Raw genomic sequence first — 880 nt, forward strand, 5'->3', positions numbered from 1 at the left:
ATGCGCATGCGATAGGCGCGCGGTACCTCCTGCAACAGCCTGCGGGTCGTCTCCCGGTCGAGCTCCATGCCCACCGATCGGGCAGCGCCGGTCCTGGTATCGCCCTCCCCTTCGAGCGGCAGGGTGTCGGTGGCATCCGCCAACCGCGCCTTCCACCAGCCGAGCTCGCCCGTCACCGCGGGGCTCGCGGCGTATTCGGCCAGCTTCGTCGCCCAGACGCTCCACGGCGTCGAGATCTCCGGCAGCACGATCGCCTCGCCCCGCTCGGCCTGTTCATAGGCCTCCGGCAGTTCCTCGAACAGCACGCGCCACGACACGCCATCGACCGCCAGATGGTGGATCGCCAGCAGAAGCCGGCCTTCGTCATCCGAGATCTTAAAGTAGCCGACGCGGATCAACTGGCCGAGCAGCAGATCGAGGCTGCGCTGCAGACGCTCCCCCTCACGCTCCAGCCCCACCTTCCAGTCCGGCTCGGCCCGCAGATCGATCACCTCCAGAACCGGCACCTTCTCATAGGCGAACAGCCATTGATGCCAGTCCTCGTCGCAGGCGCTCATGAAGTTAAGCCGCAAGGCATCGTGCCGCTTGACGATGGCGTCGATCGCCCGCTCCAGCGCCGCCACATCGAGGGCGCCCTTGACCTTGAGGAGTACCGACTGGTTCCAGTGGCTCTCCCCGCCTTGCCGCTCGAAGAACAGCCGCTGGATCGGGGTCAGGGGGATCTCCCCTTCGATCGCAACGATCGCCAACGCCTCCACGTCCTCGCCGCCCGCAAGCCTGGCGAGTTCTCCAACGCGCGGTGCCTCGAAGATCTGCTTCGGCGTCAACATCAGCCCTGCCTTGCGGGCGCGGGCGACGATCTGCAGGGAGAGGATGGAAT

Annotated in this window: 1 protein-coding gene; it reads right to left on the bottom strand. The window is 66.7% G+C overall.

Features of this window, described 5'->3' with window-relative positions; genetic code table 11:
* On the bottom strand, positions 1-880 hold an 880-nt coding region (locus tag ACMGE0_RS33560), incomplete at both ends, for a condensation domain-containing protein (protein ID WP_436820173.1).

Source organism: Neorhizobium descurainiae (assembly GCF_051400715.1).
GTDB lineage: Bacteria > Pseudomonadota > Alphaproteobacteria > Rhizobiales > Rhizobiaceae > Neorhizobium.